The following is an 18,463-nucleotide window of genomic DNA, read 5'->3' on the forward strand; positions in this document are numbered from 1 at the left end:
ACCGGCGGGGCGTACGCGTTTTTAGAGTATGCAACGACTGGACATGAAGCAGCTTCTTTCGCAGAAGCTGTCACCCCAACAGATACAATTTATTAAGCTGCTGCAGATTCCGACGGCAGAGCTGGAAGCCCGTATCAAAGAAGAGCTGGAAGTAAACCCAGCCCTGGAGGAAGGCGACGACAACGAGGAGTACGAGGAAGAGGAGCGCGCCGACGACAGCGACGACGAGGACTACGACGACCCCGACTCGGAATTTGATAACGACGACAATACGCTCGACGAGGATTTCAATGACCAAAGCGAAGAGCAGCCCGAAATAGAACTCCCCGTAAAGGACGAGGAGCCCGCCGACCTAAAAGAATCGTCCTCGGAGGAAGACCTCGACCTGAGCGACTACCTCAACGACGACGAAATAGCCGGCTACAAAATGCAGGGCGACGGCCCCGGCGAGGACGAGGACGACCGGGAAATGCCCCTGGCCGACACCAGCGGCTCGCTGATTGACAGCCTTCTGGACCAACTGGGCTTTGCCAACCTCGATGAAAAGCAGGAAGCCATCGGCCGCCAGCTTATCGGTTCTATTGATGGCGACGGCTACATCCGCCGCGACCTGTCGGCTATTGCCAACGACCTGGCTTTCTCCCAGAATATTGAGGCCTCAGTGCCCGAAGTTGAGGGAGTACTGCACGTAATCCAATCGTTTGACCCGCCCGGCATTGCCGCCCGCGACCTGCAGGAGTGCCTGTTGCTGCAACTGGAGCGCCGCCCCCAGGACGAGGTTACCGAGCACGCCGAGCGCATCCTGAACGAAACCTTCGACGAGTTTACCAAGAAGCACTACCCTCGCATTCAGCAGAAACTGGACCTGGAGGACGAGGAGCTAAAGGAAGCCATTGCCCTGATTCTCAAGCTAAACCCCAAGCCCGGCGGTACGGGCCCGGTGGGTATGGGCAAGGTACAGTACATCGTTCCGGACTTTATTCTGACCCACGATAACGGACAGTTCAACCTGACCCTGAACTCGCGCAATGCCCCGGACCTGCGGGTGTCGCCGGCCTATACCGAGATGTTCCGGGCCTACGATAAGGCCTCGAAGAAGGACAAGAAGATGAAGGAAGCCGTGACCTTCGTAAAGCAGAAGCTGGACTCGGCCAAGTGGTTTATTGATGCCATCCGGCAGCGCCAGAATACGCTGCTGCGCACCATGGACGCCATTGTGCGCTACCAGGCTGAGTTTTTCGCGGAAGGCGACGAGAGCAAGCTGCGCCCCATGATTCTGAAGGATATAGCCACCGAAATCGGCATGGACATCAGCACCGTGAGCCGGGTAGCTAACTCCAAATCGGTGCAGACGGAGTTTGGTATCTACCCGCTCAAGTACTTCTTCTCCGAAGGCATTGCCACCGACTCGGGCGAGGATGCCTCCAGCCGGGAAGTGAAGCACATCCTGAAGGAAATCATTGAGGGAGAGCAGAAAAACAAGCCCCTCTCCGACGATAAGCTGGAAAAAATGCTCAATGCCCGCGGCTATAACATTGCCCGCCGCACCGTAGCCAAGTACCGCGAGCAGCTGAATATTCCGGTGGCTCGCCTGCGCAAGGAGCTGTAAGCTGGCCCAAACGACTGCTTTCTGGTGCCCCCGTACGCCTGGCTGCGGGGGCACTGGTGTTTTTACGAGGCGCTGGTCAGTCCGAAAACAGTGGACAGCCGTATCTTCGTTAGCTCCTGCCTTAGTTCTGTCTGCCTGTGCCCCGTGCTGTTGCCACGGCCCTCTCGGCGGTGTTTCATCCGCTGCTGGTGCCGTTTTACCTGTTCTACATTGTTTGCTACCAGTTGCCGGGGGTGTTGCTGCTGCCTGCCCTGCCCGACCGGTGGCTGGTGCTGGCCGTGGTGGGGGGCTTCACGTTTGCGCTACCCTCCCTGGGGGCGGCCATGCTGGTAAAGCTGGGGCTGGTGGACTCTCTGGAAATGCCCCTGCGGCAGCAGCGCGCTCTACCCCTGCTGCTGGCCGCTACCAGCTTTGGAGCGGCGGCGTGGCTGCTGCACCGGCCGGGCCTTTTTGATGGGCTGCTCTACCAGATAATGGCCGGCATGACCCTGGCCGTGCTGCTGACGTTTCTGATTACGCTGCGCTGGAAGATTTCGGCCCACGGCGTAGGCATGGGCGGGGCGGTGGGCCTGCTGGCCCTGCTCCACCTGGGCGGCACCTCCGGCGTGCCCGGGGTGTGGTGGCTGGCCGGGACGGTGGTAACGGCCGGCGCGGTGGGTAGCGCCCGCCTGGCCCTGAACGCGCACACTACCACCCAGGTATGGGCGGGCCTGGCCCTGGGCGCGGGGCTGGTACTGGGCTTCGGCGCGGGCCTGGCCTTGGCCTGACCCGGATTCGTTGTTATCTTTCCTATACCAACCGGCACTCCGTTGATGTGGCGCGCTTGTCTTGTCTGTCAGTTGGTTAGTTGGTTTTTCTGAGGCTTTTCTGAATCCGCCGCCCTATGTCCACTTCCGATTCAACCACTGCCACGGCGGCCCTCTCCGATCAGCTGGCTCAGGAGCGCCGGGAGCGAATGGCGGCCGAGCGGCAGGTGCAGGCCCTGCGCCGCCACCTGGCTGCTACTCAGCGGGTAGTAACCCGCCTGACGGGCAGCATCACCCGCCTCACCCAGAACCTGCGCGTGGCGGTGCTGGTAGTACACCAGAATGGCAAGGTAGTGCTGCTGAACCAGGAGTTCTGCGACCTGCTGGGCCTGGAAGATGCTACCCCCGGCATGCAGGAGCAGCCCGCCGAGCCCCTGCTGGAGGCGCTCATTCAGCAGTCGGCACGGCCCGAAAACACCCGACAGGAACTGGAGCGCCTGCGGTCTGCTAATCAGCGCACCCTGGGAGCCGATGTGGAGCTGGCCGACAGCACGGTACTGGAAATGGACTTTATTCCGCTCAGCGGTCAGGCCGACCTGGTGCCGGCCGGCTACATGCTGTCTTTCCGCGACGTGACGCAGGCGCGCCGGGCCGAGCAGTATCTGAACTCCCTGTCCCGCATTCCGGGCCAGAACCCGAACCCCGTGCTGCGCCTGCACGCCAACGGTCGGGTGCTCTACGCCAACCCGGCCGCCGAGCAGCTGCGCCAGGAGTACGTGGCTCCCCAGCATGATCCGGCCTTTTCCCGGCACCTGTACCAGGCTGCAACCGAGGCCCTGGCGGCAGGCCTGCCTACCCAAAGTGAAGTAGGCCACGCCGACCGGTGCTTTCAGCTGGCCATTGTGCCGTTCGTGAATGACCAGTACGTCAATTTGTATTTCACCGACATCACCCAGGTAAAAGACGCGGAAAAGCGCCTGGTGGAGCAGCAGGAGTTCTACGAGACGGTACTCAACCAGCTGCCCGCCGACGTAGCCGTGTTCGATACCGAGCACCGCTACCAGTTCGTGAACCCGGCGGCCCTGCGCGAGCCCAGCCTGCGGGAGTGGATCATCGGCCGCACCGATTTTGAGTACCTCGCCCACCGGGGGCGCCCCCTGGACCTGGCTCACCGGCGGAGGGCCGTTTTCGAGCGGGCCGTTCAGCAGCGCAGCGTGGTGGCCTGGGAAGAAGCCTTGGACACGCCCGAGGGCCGGCGCCTCTCGTTGCGCCACATGCAGCCGGTTTTTGGTTCCGAGGGCGACTTGCGGATGGTTATCGGGTACGGCCTCGACATTACGGAGCGCCATGAGGCCGAGGAAAAGGTACGCCGCAGCGAAGCCCGCCTGCAGGAGCAGCAAAACTTTGTGCAGCAGGTAGTAAACACTACCCCCATTGTGCTGTGGGTGTGCAACACCGAGGGCCAGATTCAGTTTTCCAACCAGGCCTTTGAGGACCTGATCAGCACCGGCGCCCACCGCTACACCGACTCCAGCGACCCCCACGACCCCGTAGCGGCCGAGAAATGGGCCCACGAGCAAAGCATCCTGCACGTACTGAAATCGGGGCAGGAAATAGCTTACGAAAGCTCCTTCACCCAGCTCGACGGCACTGTGCGCTACTTCCAGACGGTGGTGCGCCCCCTGCACCGCACCGATGGCAGCATGAACGTCATGGGCGTCAGCACCGACATTACCGAAATCAAGCAGACGGGCAACACCCTGGAGCGCACAGCCAAGCAGTACCGCGACCTGATGCACTACTCCCAGGCCCTGATCTGCACCCACGATCTGGAGGGCATCATTTTGTCGGTAAACCCGGCCGCGGCCCAGCTGGTAGGGGTAGTGCCCGAGCTGCTGGTGGGGCGCACACTCCACGATGTGCTCACCCCCGATCTGCACCCCCAGCTGGGGGTGTATCTGGCCCAGGCACGCCAGCAACAGGAACTGACCGGGCTGATGACCCTCCGGGGCCCCGATGGCCGCCCGCATCACCTGATCTACAACAACTACCGCGTGCAGGAGCCCGGCGAGCTACCCTACGTTATTGCCTACGGCCAGGAAATTACGGAGCGCATTCAGGCCGAGCAAGAGCTGCTGCGGGCCAAGGAAGCTGCCGAAAACACGGCCCGGGCCAAAGAAAACTTCCTGGCCAACATGAGCCACGAAATCCGCACGCCCATCAACGGTATTCTGGGCATGGCCGGCCTGCTGGCCAAAACGCCCCTGGCCCCTACCCAGCAGGAGCATCTGCGGGTACTGCGCAACTCCGGACGCCACCTGCTCACAGTTATCAACGACGTGCTGGACGTGGCCAAAATTGAGGCCGGCAAGCTGGAGCTGGAGCAGATGGCCTTCGATTTAAACCAGTCCATTCAGGATGCTGTGCAAAGTCTGGCCTTCCGGGCCGAGGAGAAAGGCATAGGCTTCCGGCTGGAATTAATGCCCCTACCCCACCCCGTGGTTATCGGCGACCCGGGCCGCATCAACCAGATTCTGCTTAATCTGCTCAGCAATGCCGTGAAGTTCACTACCTACGGCGAGGTAGCCCTCACCTCGCGCCTGCTCCAGGAAACCACCACCGAGCTGGCCCTGGAGTTTCAGGTGCGCGACACGGGCATCGGCATTCCGGCCGATAAGCTGGAAGCAGTTTTTGAGAGCTTTTCGCAGGCCTACGCCGACATTTCGCGGCGGTTTGGAGGCACGGGCCTGGGGCTGACTATCAGCCGGAGTCTGGTGCTGCAGTTGGGTGGGCAAATGTGGGTGGAAAGTGAGCTCAACCAGGGTAGCTCCTTCTTCTTTTCCCTGACCCTGCCCAAGGCCCAGCAACCGCTGCCGGAGCCTACCCTGCTACCCCCGCCCGACTACGCCCGCCTGCGGGGCAAACGGGTGCTGCTGGTAGAAGACCACCCCGTAAACCAGCAGTTGGCCATGCTGATTCTGGAGGGTTGGGAGGTGGAAACCCACGTAGCTTCCGACGGCAACGAAGCCCTCGACCAGCTGGAAGCCCGCCTCTACGACGTGGTACTCATGGACATACAGATGCCCGGCCTCAGCGGCCTCGACGTGACCCACCGCCTGCGCCAGCACCCCGATCCGCTGCGCGCCGCTACCCCCGTTATTGCCCTTACGGCCAACGTAATGCGCTCCGACGACGAAATCTACCGGGCGGCTGGCCTGGACTATCTTTCCAAGCCATTTGAGGAAGACGACCTGTTCCGGAAGCTGGAAGCCAACCTGCGCCCGGTGCCGGCCGACGAGCTGGAAGCCGCCGCGCCTACCCCCCTCCCGCCGCCACAACCCGCCGCGGAACCCGCGCCGGAGTCCACCACCCCGGCGGCAGACTCATTATTCGACCTGACGCTGCTGCGCGACACGGCGCACGGCAGCACCATCTTCATGCAGAAGATAATTGGCTCGTTCCGGGCGCACACGCCGGTAGCAGTGGCCCAGCTCCGGGAGGCCGTAGCCACCAACGACTGGCTGGCCGTGGGCTTGGTAGTGCATAAGCTGCGGCCCTCGCTGCAGCTGCTCGGCATTCAGGGCACCCAGCAGGCCGTAGCGGTCCTGGAGCCCCTCTCCCGCCTCGCGCCCGACTCAGAGGCCCTACCCCCGGCCGTGGACCTGCTGCCCCTGGCCCACCTGCTGGCCGATACGCTGGAAGCAGCCGTGGAGCAGCTGGGCAACGCCCACGTTGAGTAGCCCCTGGCCCTGCTGCTATATTCATGACTTCGCCCCGCGGAATCTCCCAGAATAACTACGGGAATTCCGCGGGGCGAAGTATTTGAGGCCGACCGGCTTAGATGCGGTTGAGCTTACGAAAGAAGGCTTCCTGGTAAGATTTGCCGATGGGCACGTGGTTACCACCAGGTACTACCGCGGCCCCGTCCTCAATGGCCTCAATGCGGCGCATGTTCAGGATGTAGGAGCGGTGCACACGCACGAAGTGGTCGAAGGGCAGGCGGGCATCCAGGGCCTTCATGGTGGTATAAACGATGTACTTCTGCTTGTCCGTCACGATAATCACGTAGTCCGACAGGGCCTCGATGTAAAGCACTTCATCGAAGTTGATACGCACCATCTTGTTGTTGACCTTCACGAACAGGTCGTTATCGGGGGGGGCGGTTGGGGCGGCCGGGCTGCCGGCCGTGGCCGCCGGGGTAGCGTGCTGCTGCAGAGCCCGCTGCACGGCCCGACTGAAACGGGCGTAGTCGAAGGGCTTAACGAGGTAGTCGGTTACGCGCAGATCAAAGGCATCCACGGCAAAGTCCTCGTGGGCCGTGGTCAGAATAACGATGGGCGGATCGGACAGAACGCGCAGCAGGTCCAGGCCATTGAGCTGGGGCATCTGCACGTCCAGAAACAGTACATCTACTTTATTGCCCGCCCGGAAGTAGTTCAGGCCCTGCAAGGCATCGTCGAGGGAGGTAACCAGCTGCAGCGAATCGGTCAGGGAAATGTAGTGCTCCAGCGTCAGCCGGTTGATTTCTTCGTCATCAATAATAGCACAAGTCAGGACGGGGGCAGTAGCCATAAGGAGCGGAAAGGGTAAGTCGGAACGGGTGGCCCCGCTGCCTGCTAACCGGCTAAATAAGCCTGCCAAACAAGCATTGTGGCTTTTACTGAGTAGCTAAACTACTCTACTTCCGGTAGCCAATCAAGTTAATTATATGTAACAAAATGTATTATCTCATTTTTGGACGCAGGGCAGAAGGCTCCGGCGGCCTGCGGCCTGCCTGGGCTTCCCGAATGCGCGGCGTTACCGACCCTACCCCCTGCCCTTCCCAAAACAGGAGGCGGCGCGTAGCTACCTCCTGCGGCCTGCCAGCCATGACGTGGCTCAGGCCCGCCGAGCCATTTCGGCGGCTATCAGCTGCTGCACCGCGGGGAGCTGGTAGTCTTCCTCGGTCCGGATGTGCGGCATCAGGCGTTGCATAATCTGTTCCTGAGCCTGCCCGTTGGCCCAGGCTTCGGCGTAGGGCAGGTGAGAAAACGTAACCTGCGAGTACAGAGGCAGCCACTTATCGGGGTACTGGGCTGAAATCTTGCTTTCTATCTTCTTCTGGAGCAGAAACCGGGGGTCGGCTACCCGGTCGCGCATTTCCTCGAAGTTGTACACGGCCAGGTCGGCCATGGCATCGGCGTTGGGCTTGCGCTGCTGCTGAAACTCCTGGAAAATTGTGTCCCAGTCGCGGCCGTGGCGGGTGAGCAGCTCGTGCAGGGCCGTGCAGTCCTCGAAGCCCGCGTTCATGCCCTGCCCGTAGAACGGCACAATGGCGTGAGCGGCATCCCCGAGCAGCAGCACGGCATCGTGGTAGGTCCAGGGGTAGCAGCGCACCGTAACCAGGGAGCTGGTGGGGTTTTCAAAGAACTCGGTTTCCAGCTCCGGCATCAGGGGCACGGCATCCGGAAACACGTCCTCGAAGAAGGCGCGCACCTGAGCCGGGGTTTGCAGGGCCTCAAAGGAAACGGGCCCTTCGAACGGGAAAAACAGGGTGCAGTTAAAGGAGCCGTCGAGGTTGGGCAGGGCAATCATCATATACTGGCCCCGGGGCCAGATGTGCAGCGCGTGCTTTTCCAGGGCCCACTCGCCGCCGGGGGCCGCGGCAATGGTCAGCTCCTTATAGCCGTAATCGAGGTAGTGCTGAGAGTAGTTGAACCGCTCGGTGCGCTGCATAGCGCTGCGCACCGCCGAGTAGGCCCCATCAACCCCAAACAGCCGCCGAAAAGGCACCGTCCGGCTCTCGCCCTGCTCCGTATCCAGCATTTCCACCACCTGCTGACGCAGGTCCACGCGCTGGCACTGCTGGTTGAAGGCTACCTGAATGCGCGGGTTCTGCTCCACCAGATCCAGCATACGGCGGTTGAGGCCCGCGCGCGACACCGAGTAGATGGCCTGGCCCTCCTGCCCGTAGGGCTGGTAGGTGAGCTGGCCGTGGGGGTCGTGCATCATGCGCCCGTGCATGGCAATGGCCACATCCCGCACCGAGTCTGCGATGCCTACCCCCTCTAGGGCCCGCCACCCCCGGTCCGACAGGGCCAGGTTGATGGAACGGGCCTCCACCGGGCCCGCTTTCCGGATGTCGGGGCGGCGCTCGAACATTTCTACCGCGTGGCCGTGCTGAGCCAGGTAAAGCGCCAGCAGGGAGCCCACCAGCCCGCCGCCCATCACGGTCAGGAGTTCAGTTTCAGCGGCAGTGGAAGCAAAATCGGCCATGGGTACGCGGGGCTAAGCAGTAAGAAGAAGCAAATAGAACAACGAAAGTAACCGATTCCGCCCGCATCAGTTGACCGAGGAAAATCTAGGGTTCAGGAGGCATAGCCGGGTAGTTGGCCGGAAGAGGGCCGGGTTGTACCCGGCTGAGGCTTTATTTTGAACTTTGGAAAGATTATCGGGCGCGAAGCCTGTCTATATCGCCTATCCTGCTTGCCTTATGTCAGCCGTTCTATCCTTATGTCGCCCCCGCCAGGAGCAGCCCGCGCGCCTACCCGCCGGCGCATCGTGGACCCTGACAGAATCCAAACCCAGGGAAATAAACCCGGACCGAAGCTATAATTCGCTGAGCGACGAAGAAGCACAAAGCGCGGGGCAAAAACCAAATATATTTCACGTTGGAGGCTACTTAATAGGCGACGAAAATTGCCTGTACCTGTACGGGCCACCCGATGTGCGCTACTAACGTGCCATGCGGGATGGGGTACCGGCGTCCGACTTTGGCAGCCAGAACTTTTATTTGTTCAATTCACCCTCTCCAATAATCACCAGGGTTTTAGCTCCTCATTGGTAGGGTATTAGGCATGCACACAATACACTTGTGGCCTTTTCTACGTAGGGGAGGCAGTTTTTCATTTTTGCATTTTTTTATTATGGGAAAACCTTACCGTTTTCTATTTTTCTTCCTCTTACTTTTTCTGTGCGGTGCCACAGCAAGCTTGGCGCAGGAGCTGGGCGCCATAGCAGGAAGCGTACAGAATGAGGCCGGAAGGCCTATGTCAGGGGCTACTATCTTTATTCGGGGCACCTTTATCGGGACCAGCACGGACCGGGACGGCAAGTTCAGCCTGCGCGCCGACTTCGGCGGCGGCCCCGTAGTGCTGTCGGTATCCTTTGTAGGCTACGAAAGCCGCGACGTTACGCTCAGCCAGCCCGATAACACCGTGATGGTGCAGCTGAAGCTGAACCCCACCCAAACCAACGAGGTAATTGCCTCGGCTTCGCGGGTAGAGGAAGGCATTCTGCAGGCGCCGGTAACGGTAGAGAAAGTAACCTCCCAGCAGATTCTGCGCCTGCCTCCGCCCGACGTGCAGGTGGGCCTGAACCAGTTCAAGGGCATCGACGTGAACAGCACGAGCATGATCATGAACTCGCTGAGCACGCGCGGGTTTAACTCGGCGAAGTCGGAGCGCCTGATTCAGCTCACGGATTACTTTGATACTCAGTCGCCCTCCCTGAACATCAACACCGGTAACCTGACGGGCCTGCCCGAGCTGGACATCGAAAGCATTGAAATTATCCACGGCCCGGCCTCGGCCCTGTACGGAGAACGCCTTTAATGGGGTGCTGCTGCAAAACTCCAAGGACCCCTTCGTGAGTGAGGGCCTGAGCCTGCGCCTGCGCGGCGGGGAGCGGAGCTTCTTTGACGGACAGGTGCGCTACGCCAAGAAAATCGGCGACAAGTTCGCCTTCAAAGTAACCGGCGCTTACCTCACGGCCAATGACTGGCTGGCCGGCAACTACTCGGCTACCAGCAAGCAAGTACAGTCCAACAACAACGCTCAGGGCTCCTCGCTGGGCTACGATGCCGTGAACCGCTACGGCGACGTGGATGGCTACACTTTCGCGGCCAATTTCCCTTTCCCGGAGGTGCGCAACAAAACCGTATTCATGCCGGGCTTTGAGGAAAAGACCCTGGTAGGAAATGACGACCAGGCCAAGTCACTTAAAATTCACCCCTCGGTATCGTACCTGCTTACTAGCAGCATCAAGCTGACGGCGGGCGCCAACTACAACCGCGGCACGGCCAGCTACCAGAGCACCAGCCGCTACCGCTTCAAGGATTTCGGCACCAACCAGTACCACGGCGAAATCAAGGGCGAGCGGTGGTTTGTACGGGGCCAGTCCATTCAGGACTTTGGCGGCAACTCCTACGACCTGAGCTTCCTGGGTTCCTTTATCCAGACCTCGCCTATTGCCGGCGGTAACACCACCACTACCTACGCCCAGCGCTACTATGGCACCTACGTAAACACCTACGTGGGAGCGCGCACGGCCGGCCAAACCGATGCTCAGGCCCAGGCCGCAGCCAAAGTCGCCGCTGATCCGCTGCAGCTGGACCCCACCAGCGCCGAGTTTAGCGCCCTGCGCAAGCAAATCATCAACGATGCTACCGTGGGCCGGGGCGCCCGCCTCAACCCCTGCTCCCTGCTTAACGAGGGCAACGCCCAGTACAACTTTCAGCTCAGCGAAACAGCCGACCTGATTGTGGGCGGTGCCTACCGCAAGTTCCGACTGGGCTCCCAGGGCAACCTGTTCTCGGATACCGATGGCCGGATTCAGAACCACGAGCTGGGCGGCTACGCGCAGCTGACCAAGAAATTTCTGCAGGAGCGCCTGAAGCTGGCCCTGGCCGGCCGGGTCGATGATTTCAAGAACTTCAAGCCGGCTTTTTCGCCGCGGGCGTCGGCGGTGTACTCGCTGGGCGAGAACAAGCAGCATAACTTCCGGGCCAGCTACGGCCAGGCGTTCCGTTCGCCCTCGCAAACCGAGCAGTACTTCTATAATGACATCCGCACGGGCCTGCTGATCGGGAACGTGGGCAATGGTTTCCAGGGCTATAACCTAGCCCTGTTTAACTCGCCCCAGCTGCTGACCGCCGCCCAGAGCAACCCGGCCGTGCTGCAGCCCTACGAGTACAACATTGCGCCCCTGAAGCTGGAACAAGTAAGCACCGCGGAAATTGGTTACAAAGGTGCCCTGCTGGCTAACCTTTACGCCGACGTGAGCTACTACCGCAGCCGCTACCAGGATTTCATTGGAGCCCAGACGTTTGTGGGCAACACCGATGGCTCGCGGCCTACCCCCCAGCAGTTGGCCGCCGGCTACCCTGCCGCCTACTCTGACCAGAGCAAGCCTACCCGCGTGCTGTATGCCTACTACAACAGCGCCCAGGAAGTGCGTACCCAAGGGGTAACGGCCGGCCTGACGTACTACTTCCGGAAAGCCTTCAACCTGACGGGCAACTACTCGCTGAACGTGCTGGACCGCAGCAACCTGCCCGAAGGCTTCCAGACCTACTTCAACACGCCCAAGCACAAGTATAACGTGGGCGCCAATGGCCAAGTAGGCAACCTGAGCTACTCCGTGAACTACCGTTGGGTGCAGGGCCACCTGCAGGAAATGCCTTTCGCCGTGGGTACCATCCGTGACTACAGCACCACCGACGCCTACCTGGGCTACACCGTGCCGAAGCTGGGCAGCACCTTCCAGGCTGGCATCTCCAACGCTTTCAATGCCAACAACGTGCAGGTGTTCGGCGGCCCCCAGATTGGGCGCCTGGCCTACCTGGGCCTGCGCTTCGATGTGAAGTAGCCAACAACAAAACAGTGCCCTTGTGAGTTAGTAGAGTCAGAAGGATTTCCACCGCCCTTTCCTTCTGACAGGAAAACTCACTATCCAGACAAGCCCTTCCCTCTGCCCCGAGGTGAAGGGCTTGTCGCGTTTGGGAGGGGTAGGCATTAGGCTTGTCCAGCCTGCATTACCTCGCTGTACCTGTCACCATTTACCATTTACTTCTTCACATTCTCACCTGACCAAACGAAACGTAAGGTTGAGGCGGTGGCCAACGGGGCGGGCGGTTTTGGGCAGGGCATGGAGCCAGTACCGCTGGGTAGGCCCGCGCATCAGGAGCAGGCTGCCGGCGGTAAGAGGCAGCGTGATAGGGCCGTGGGCAGTGTGCTGCGGGTCGCGAGGCTTCAGGCGGAAGTTGCGAGTAGCCCCCAGCGTGACGGAGGCAATAATAGGCTCGGGGCCCAGCTCCGGCTCGTCGTCGGCGTGCCAGCCCATGCTGTCCTGGCCGGAGCGGTAGAGATTGAGCAGCACGCTGTTAAAGGTCGTGCCGGTAGCTGCCTCTACCTGCCGGCGCAGGTGTAGCAGGGCGGGCGTCCAGGGTTCGGGCTGCAGCTGAATACCCGAGTAGCGGTAGGATGCGCCCGCGTCGCCGTGCCAGGCCGTGAGGCGGGGCTGCATCACTTCCCGGCCAAACAGCTTGATAGGCTCATGCTTCCAGGCCAGGCGGCTGGTGAGTTCCTGAAGCAGGGTTTGCGCCTCCGCCGGGGGTAGGAAATTGGGGTCGAACAGCAGTTCGGCGTGGGGCAGGGCAATGGGCGCAAGAGGCATGACCGGGTGGCTACTTACACAGCACCCAGCCCGAAACGCACGTACAGAATGGCGTACAGCAGCGAAATCAGGCCGCAAATCAGGAGGGCACCGCCCCAAGGCCGACTACGGTAGGGCTTCAGGCCGATGTAGCGGGGCCAGAATACCACGTTGTATAGCACAATGGCAACGATGTTGAACACCGAGCCCAGCCAGAAATACTGATTGCCGTACTGCTGCTGCACCCACTGCATGGAGTAGTGCGTGAGGGCCAAGTAGGCTATAACGAAACCAATTACCAGCCACGAGGGGCCGTAGCGCCGCAGCGTCCGCAGGTTCAGGGCCAGCAGAATCCCCCCGGCCACCATACTAAACAGCACCGAGAAAACCGTGATAGTACCGGGCGAGTACAGGGCCGGACCAGTTTCCTCTACTTCGGGGGCTTCCTGGCCACGGGCGCGGCGGCGGGCCAGCTCCTGCTCAGCTTCCCGGTCTCTGGCTGCCTGCTCCCGCTGGCTGGTTTCCTGCTGGCTGATCTGGAGCTCCTGCGTGATGGTAGCCGCGGCCGGCTCCGGGGTACCGCGCCGTTCCAGCTCCGCCAGAGCCGCCAACACGGCTTCCTCGCGGTACTGGTAGCGGTTATCCACGTAGTCGCGCAATTCCGCGACGGTTTTGCGGCTCATTTTTGCCGCGAAGTCTTCAGCCATGGTATTCAGGTCAGCGAAATCAAAACGAGCTGGGAACCAGCATCCCTATTCTTACGCAGAACAGGTATTTCCAGCGAAAAACTTTCGGCTGGTGCCAAATTCTATTCGGCCTGACGGGCCCAGCCGGCTAGCACCTCGCCTACCCGGTACACATCCTCGAAGGTGTTGTAGAGCGGCACCGGAGCCAGCCGAATCACGTTGGGCTCGCGCCAGTCGCCGATAACGCCTACCCCCATCAGGTGCTCAAACAGGTTGCGGCCGCCTTGGTGCACCAGCAAAGAAAGCTGGCAACCGCGTTGGGCCGGGTCCTGGGGGGTAATGATTTCGAGGCGGGTTTTGGGCAGGTTGAGACGGGTGATGAGGAACTCCAGGTAGCCCGTCAGCAGTTCGCTTTTGCGGCGCAGGGCCTCCATGCCGCCGGCTGCTTCGTGAATAGCCAGGGCAGCCTCGTGCACGGCCAGCGTCAGGATGGCCCCGTTGGACAGCTGCCAGCCGGCCGCGCCGCGCATGGGCCGGAAGCCCTTTTTCATCTGGAAGCGCTCCTTATCATCGTAGCCCCACCAGCCAGCCAGGCGCACCAGGTCGGGGCGGTCGGCAAACCGCTCGTGCACAAACGCGCCCGATACCCCGCCGGGCCCGGAGTTCAGGTATTTATAGGAGCACCAGCAGGCAAAGTCCACGTCCCAGTCGTGGAGGTGCAGCGGAATATTACCAGCCGCGTGGGCCAGATCGAAGCCCACCATGGCCCCTACTTTATGGCCCGCTTCGGTAATGGCGGCCATATCGTACACCTGCCCGGTGTAGTAATTGATGCCACCCATCAGGATGGTGCAGAGCGAGTCGCCCAGCTCCTCAATCTTGGCCAGAATATCTTCGGTGCGCAGGGTATGCTCGCCGGGGCGCGGCATCAACTCCACAATGGCGTCGTCGGGGTCGAGGCCGCGCATGCGCACCTGGGTTTCCAGGGCATACTGATCAGAAGGGAAAGCGCCGCCTTCCATCAGCACCTTGTAGCGGGTGGCGGTGGGCTGGTAGAAGGAAATCAGCAGCAGATGCAGGTTGGTGGTGAGGTTGTTCATCACGACGACCTCCACGGGCTTGGCACCTACTATGCGGGCTGAGGCTTCCTCCAGGCGCTTATGAAAGTGCATCCAGGGGGTTTCGCCCTTGAAATGACCTTCCACGGCCAGCTGCTCCCAGTTCCGGAACTGCTGCTCGGCGGCGGCGCGGGCCGTGCGGGGCTGCAGACCCAGGGAGTTGCCGCAGAAGTAGAGGCTGTCGTCGCCATTGGGCGCGGGCGGAATCAGAAACTGCTGGCGGAAGTCGCGCAGCGGGTCCTGCGCATCCAGTTGGCGGGCAAAGTCGAGGGTGGGTTCGAAGGTCATCAGGACAAAGATACCAATGGTGAGTTGGTGATGAGGTGATGAGGTGATGAGGTAAATGGTGACAAGTGACAGGTGGCGCAAGCTGGCGGCAGACTTTTAGCCGGAGGCCAGTGTCCCGCATACTCCACTCATTCACCAACTCACCTATATAAACCGGCCGGCATCCAGCCCGAGCCAGTCCAGGGCATTTTGGCCGAGCATGCGGGCCTTTACCTCGTCGGGGTAGGGTAGGGAGCGGATCAGCTCGCCGGGCACAGCTTCGCCGAGGGGGAAGGGGTAGTCAGTGCCCAGGGTAATTTTCTCGGGGCCAATGGTTTGAACGAGGTAGTCGAGCAGGCGCGGGTCGTGCACCAGAGAGTCAACCCAGAACCGGCCCAGGTACTCACGCGGGTGCACGGCATTGTCCACGGCGCACAGGTCGGGCCGCACCTCAAAGCCGTGCCCAATGCGCCCAATGGTGGTGGCAAAGGTGCCGCCGCCGTGGGCCACGGCCACGCGCAGGCGGGGCAGGCGCTCCAGCACGCCCCCAAAAATCAGGGAGCAGAGGGCGCGGGTGCTTTCGGCGGGCATGCCCACCAGCCAGGGCAGCCAGTACTTGGGCATCTGCTGCTGGCCCATCATGTCCCAGGGATGAATGAACACGCAGGCGCCCAGCTCCTCGGCGGCCTGAAACACCGGAAACAGCTCCGGCGCGTCCAGATTCCAGTCGTTGACGTGGGAGCCGATCTGCACGCCCGCCAGGCCCAGCTTCATGCAGCGCTCCAGCTCCCGGATGGCCAGGTCGGGGGCCTGCAGGGGCAGGGTGCCCAGCCCCACGAAGCGGGTAGGGTAGCGCCGCACCACGTCGGCAATGTGGTCGTTGAGCAGCTGGCTCAGGTCCAGGGTATCGAGGGGGCGGGCCCAGTAGCTAAACATCACGGGCACAGTACTCAGTACCTGCACCTGCGTGCCCAGCTGGTCGTACTCGCGGATGCGCACGGCGGGGTCCCAGCAGTTGTCCTGAATTTCGCGGAAAAACCGGTCGTCCTGCATCATGCGGGCGCAGCACGGCCGGTGGTGCTCCAGCCGGATAAAGCCGCCGTACCCGTACCGCTCCCGCAAATCGGGCCACCGCTCGGGCAGAATGTGGGTGTGAATATCAATGCTGAGCACGGCGGAGGCGGGGGCTATTCGGCGGGAGTAGCCTTAGCCGGCGCCTCCATGTAGGTGCCGCACACCTGGCAGGTCCGCAGCTCATCAGAAGCCCAGAAACGGTTCATGATGGGCGGCAATTGGGCCACGATGTCGGTGATTTCAGCAAACTCTTCGTGGAGCTTGTGGCCGCAGTTTTCGCAGTACCACTGAAAGCCATCCAGTTCGCCGGGGGTGCGGTAGCGCTCCAGCACCAGGCCCACCGAGCCGGCCGGGCGGCGCGGCGAATGAGGCACCCCGGCGGGCAGCAGGAACATGCTGCCGGCTTTAATTTCGATGTCCACGGGTTTGCCGTCTTCAATCACCTTCACCACAATGTCGCCTTCCAGCTGCAGAAACAGTTCCTCGCCCTCGTCCACGTGGTAGTCTTTGCGGGCGTTGGGGCCGCCCACCACCATCACAATAAAGTCTTTGTTGTCTTTATAGACCTGCTGGTTGCCAACGGGCGGCTTGAGCAAGTGGCGGTGCTCGTCAATCCACTGCTGAAAGTTGAAGGGCCGAATCATACGGGGTAGGCTAAGATGGAAGGGGGTAGGCAACGGGTGCGTTACGGCAAATAACGATATTCCCGTGTATCGGGGCTACGTATCTTGCTGCTTTCCCAGCCAAGGCGCCTACCCCTCCCCTATCCGGCTGGCATTGCGGACGCCTGCCCGAGGTTTGGCCCGTTGCAGGGGGTAGGGCACCTACCTCCGTGCCGACGCCGATGGCGCGAACGTTAATCAGTCGGGGCACTTCCGGCATCGGGCCGAAGCCGCTTTTCTTCACCTTCATTTCTCTTTTCCTCATGGAATTACTTTCCCAACGCGCCCTGGTGGGCGGCAGCACCCAGGGCATTGGGCGGGCCGTGGCCGAAGCCCTGGCCCAGCGCGGCGCTACTGTAACCCTGCTGGCCCGCAACGAGGCCGCCCTGCGCGAAGTAGCCGCCGCCCTCCCTACCCCCGCCGGACAGCAGCACACCTTTCTGGTGGCCGATTTCACGGAGCCCGACCAGCTGCGGCAGCGGGTGCATGAGTACCTGGCCCAGGCCGGCCACGGCTTTGACATTCTGGTAAATAACACCGGTGGCCCGGCCGGGGGGCCTATTCTGGACGCCCCTGTGGAAGCTTTTCGGGCGGCGTTTGAGCAGCATCTGGTGTGCAACCACCTGCTGGCGCAGGCCGTGGTGCCGGGCATGCGCCAGCGCGGGCGGGGGCGCATTATCAACATCATCAGCACCTCCGTGAAGCAGCCGCTGCCGGGCCTGGGCGTCTCGAACACCATCCGGGGGGCGGTGGGCAACTGGGCCAAAACCCTGGCCAACGAGCTGGCCGCCGACGGCATCACGGTAAACAACGTGCTGCCGGGCGCTACCGTCACGCAGCGTCATACCTCCCTCATTGCCAAGAAAGTAGAGCAAACCAGCCAGACCACTGAAGAAGTAGAGGCAGCTATGCTGCGTGGTATTCCGGCCGGTCGGTTTGGCCAGGCGCAGGAGGTAGCAGCAGCGGTAGCCTTTCTGGCCTCGGAGGCCGCGGCCTACATCACGGGTATCAACGTGCCGGTAGATGGGGGCCGCACCAGCAGCCTGTAGCCCCGTTGCTTTGGGAGCCCATGCGCTCTTAATAGTAGCTCCCGCGGGCAGACAGTCTATATTTGAGCGTTTTCTGTGACTAGACCTGCTCTGCTTGGTACACTTCCATACGCTTTCCATCATTATTCCGGTTTACAACGAGGCCCGCACCATTCACCAGATCCTGGATTTGCTACGCGGCCTGGAGCTGGTGAATCAGATCAGAAAGGAAATTATTCTCGTGGATGACTGCTCCTCGGACGACTCGGTGGCGGTGATTGAGGCCTACGCGGCCCAGCACGCCCACCTGGGGTTGCGGCTGCTGCGGCATACAGTTAACCAGGGCAAGGGCGCGGCCCTGCACACGGGCATCCGCGAGGCCACCGGCGACTACGTCATCATTCAGGATGCCGACCTGGAGTATGACCCCGAAGAATATAACCTGCTGATTAAGCCTATTCTGCGCGGCTTTGCCGACGTGGTGTTCGGGTCCCGGTTCATGGGCGGCAATCCGCACCGCATTCTGTTCTTCTGGCACAGCATCGGCAACCAGATGCTCACCTTCCTGAGCAACATGTGCACCGACCTGAACCTGACCGACATGGAAACCTGCTACAAGCTCTTCCGCCGCGACATAATTCAGGGCCTTCAGCTGGAGGAAAAGCGTTTCGGATTTGAGCCCGAGGTAACGGCCAAGGTGTCGCGCGTGCCCAATGTGCGCATCTACGAGGTGGGCATCAGCTACTACGGCCGTACCTACGCCGAGGGCAAGAAGATAGGCTGGCGCGACGGATTCCGGGCCATTTACTGCATTCTTAAGTACGGGCTGCTGGGCTAGCTTCCGGGCAGTAACGGCTCCT

Annotated in this window: 14 protein-coding genes; 7 read left to right on the forward strand and 7 right to left on the reverse strand. The window is 61.5% G+C overall.

Features of this window, described 5'->3' with window-relative positions:
* The first annotated feature begins 28 nt into the window (after nt 1–28).
* The 3 genes from rpoN (at nt 29) to FGZ14_RS14440 (ending at nt 6,095) form a co-directional block, all read left to right on the forward strand.
* Nucleotides 29–1,609, forward strand: coding sequence for an RNA polymerase factor sigma-54 (rpoN, locus tag FGZ14_RS14430; RefSeq protein ID WP_139924932.1), 1,581 nt, complete (start codon nt 29–31; stop codon nt 1,607–1,609).
* Between the two features lie 137 nt (nt 1,610–1,746).
* Entirely contained in the window at nt 1,747–2,376 is a 630-nt protein-coding gene (locus tag FGZ14_RS14435; protein WP_139924933.1) for a hypothetical protein, read from the forward strand.
* 116 nt (nt 2,377–2,492) lie between these two features.
* Entirely contained in the window at nt 2,493–6,095 is a 3,603-nt protein-coding gene (locus FGZ14_RS14440; RefSeq protein ID WP_139924934.1) for a PAS domain S-box protein, read from the forward strand.
* Between the two features lie 97 nt (nt 6,096–6,192).
* Here the strand turns inward: FGZ14_RS14440 and FGZ14_RS14445 are convergent, their stop codons facing one another.
* A complete protein-coding gene (locus FGZ14_RS14445) occupies nt 6,193–6,927 on the reverse strand; it encodes a LytTR family DNA-binding domain-containing protein (RefSeq protein WP_139924935.1) in 735 nt (244 codons plus the stop codon).
* Between the two features lie 306 nt (nt 6,928–7,233).
* Nucleotides 7,234–8,610, reverse strand: a complete 1,377-nt coding sequence (locus FGZ14_RS14450) for an NAD(P)/FAD-dependent oxidoreductase (RefSeq protein ID WP_139924936.1) — start codon at nt 8,608–8,610, stop codon at nt 7,234–7,236.
* Nucleotides 8,611–9,260: 650 nt separating this feature from the next.
* On the opposite strand from FGZ14_RS14450, the gene FGZ14_RS14455 reads away from it, so the two are divergent.
* Both FGZ14_RS14455 and FGZ14_RS14460 read left to right on the forward strand, forming a co-directional pair.
* Nucleotides 9,261–9,947, forward strand: coding sequence for a carboxypeptidase-like regulatory domain-containing protein (locus FGZ14_RS14455; protein WP_257883238.1), 687 nt, complete (start codon nt 9,261–9,263; stop codon nt 9,945–9,947).
* Between the two features lie 4 nt (nt 9,948–9,951).
* Complete coding sequence (locus FGZ14_RS14460) at nt 9,952–11,982, forward strand: TonB-dependent siderophore receptor (protein WP_139924938.1); 2,031 nt, start codon at nt 9,952–9,954, stop codon at nt 11,980–11,982.
* A 213-nt stretch (nt 11,983–12,195) separates the two neighbouring features.
* Here FGZ14_RS14460 and FGZ14_RS14465 read toward each other — a convergent pair whose 3' ends face one another.
* From FGZ14_RS14465 to FGZ14_RS14485, 5 genes are all read right to left on the reverse strand, one after another.
* Complete coding sequence (locus tag FGZ14_RS14465; RefSeq protein ID WP_139924939.1) at nt 12,196–12,789, reverse strand: alpha-ketoglutarate-dependent dioxygenase AlkB; 594 nt, start codon at nt 12,787–12,789, stop codon at nt 12,196–12,198.
* A 14-nt stretch (nt 12,790–12,803) separates the two neighbouring features.
* A complete protein-coding gene (locus FGZ14_RS14470) occupies nt 12,804–13,475 on the reverse strand; it encodes a hypothetical protein (protein ID WP_139924940.1) in 672 nt (223 codons plus the stop codon).
* A 101-nt stretch (nt 13,476–13,576) separates the two neighbouring features.
* Nucleotides 13,577–14,860, reverse strand: coding sequence for a kynureninase (gene kynU, locus FGZ14_RS14475; protein ID WP_139924941.1), 1,284 nt, complete (start codon nt 14,858–14,860; stop codon nt 13,577–13,579).
* A gap of 144 nt (nt 14,861–15,004) precedes the next feature.
* On the reverse strand, nt 15,005–16,012 hold the full coding sequence (locus tag FGZ14_RS14480; RefSeq protein ID WP_139924942.1) for an amidohydrolase family protein: 1,008 nt from the start codon (nt 16,010–16,012) through the stop codon (nt 15,005–15,007).
* 14 nt (nt 16,013–16,026) lie between these two features.
* Nucleotides 16,027–16,557 carry a 3-hydroxyanthranilate 3,4-dioxygenase gene (locus FGZ14_RS14485; protein WP_139924943.1) on the reverse strand — a complete coding sequence of 177 codons (531 nt, stop codon included), beginning with the start codon at nt 16,555–16,557 and terminating at the stop codon, nt 16,027–16,029.
* A gap of 281 nt (nt 16,558–16,838) precedes the next feature.
* Between FGZ14_RS14485 and FGZ14_RS14490 the strand changes: the two genes are divergently transcribed.
* Entirely contained in the window at nt 16,839–17,624 is a 786-nt protein-coding gene (locus FGZ14_RS14490) for an SDR family oxidoreductase (protein ID WP_139924944.1), read from the forward strand.
* 94 nt (nt 17,625–17,718) lie between these two features.
* Complete coding sequence (locus tag FGZ14_RS14495) at nt 17,719–18,441, forward strand: glycosyltransferase family 2 protein (protein WP_139924945.1); 723 nt, start codon at nt 17,719–17,721, stop codon at nt 18,439–18,441.
* Nucleotides 18,442–18,463 lie beyond the last annotated feature (22 nt).

Source organism: Hymenobacter sp. DG01, from assembly GCF_006352025.1.
Lineage (GTDB): Bacteria > Bacteroidota > Bacteroidia > Cytophagales > Hymenobacteraceae > Hymenobacter.

What these genes read in the sequence shown, in the direction of transcription:
- rpoN (WP_139924932.1), top strand. Translation starts at nt 29, where the DNA reads ATGCAACGACTGGACATGAAGCAGCTTCTTTCGCAGAAGCTGTCACCC.
- FGZ14_RS14440 (WP_139924934.1), top strand. Translation starts at nt 2,493, where the DNA reads ATGTCCACTTCCGATTCAACCACTGCCACGGCGGCCCTCTCCGATCAG.
- FGZ14_RS14445 (WP_139924935.1), bottom strand. Translation starts at nt 6,927, where the DNA reads ATGGCTACTGCCCCCGTCCTGACTTGTGCTATTATTGATGACGAAGAA.
- FGZ14_RS14450 (WP_139924936.1), bottom strand. Translation starts at nt 8,610, where the DNA reads ATGGCCGATTTTGCTTCCACTGCCGCTGAAACTGAACTCCTGACCGTG.
- FGZ14_RS14455 (WP_257883238.1), top strand. Translation starts at nt 9,261, where the DNA reads ATGGGAAAACCTTACCGTTTTCTATTTTTCTTCCTCTTACTTTTTCTG.
- FGZ14_RS14465 (WP_139924939.1), bottom strand. Translation starts at nt 12,789, where the DNA reads ATGCCTCTTGCGCCCATTGCCCTGCCCCACGCCGAACTGCTGTTCGAC.
- FGZ14_RS14470 (WP_139924940.1), bottom strand. Translation starts at nt 13,475, where the DNA reads ATGGCTGAAGACTTCGCGGCAAAAATGAGCCGCAAAACCGTCGCGGAA.
- kynU (WP_139924941.1), bottom strand. Translation starts at nt 14,860, where the DNA reads ATGACCTTCGAACCCACCCTCGACTTTGCCCGCCAACTGGATGCGCAG.
- FGZ14_RS14485 (WP_139924943.1), bottom strand. Translation starts at nt 16,557, where the DNA reads ATGATTCGGCCCTTCAACTTTCAGCAGTGGATTGACGAGCACCGCCAC.
- FGZ14_RS14490 (WP_139924944.1), top strand. Translation starts at nt 16,839, where the DNA reads ATGGAATTACTTTCCCAACGCGCCCTGGTGGGCGGCAGCACCCAGGGC.